The organism is Helicobacter sp. T3_23-1059 (genome assembly GCF_053654515.1).
This window is the reverse complement of sequence record NZ_JBSIUV010000262.1, coordinates 1-330: the sequence shown is the minus strand read 5'-3', so window position 1 is coordinate 330 and position 330 is coordinate 1. Positions and strand designations below refer to the sequence as shown.

Annotated in this window: 1 protein-coding gene; it reads left to right on the top strand. The window is 32.1% G+C overall.

Annotated elements, in window-relative coordinates; translation table 11 throughout:
- Positions 1-330: hypothetical protein (locus tag ACWIX0_RS14345; RefSeq protein WP_454174636.1), on the top strand; the 330-nt coding region annotated here is incomplete at both ends.

The following is a 330-nucleotide window of genomic DNA, read 5'->3' as shown; positions in this document are numbered from 1 at the left end:
TGAAGGAAGCGTAAAATGTGAAATAGACAATGAGTCTAGCCTTGTAAAACTTAAGGCAGAATTGCATAATACAGATATTTATGAAGTAAGGCCTATAAATGAAGCAAAAGAGTTAAAAACTTCCATTAGACCTTGTATTTTTCAACAATGTAGCTATCCTATTCGCTTTAGAAAGAAACAATCAGGTGTGTTAATAGGCATTATCAAAGCCTACAAAAAAGATAAGAACGGTAAATTTATCGATGATGATTCAGCACTATCTAATCCGCATAATGAAATCTACACCATAGATATAGAGCAAGAAATAAAATTAAGGGCGTTTGTGTATGA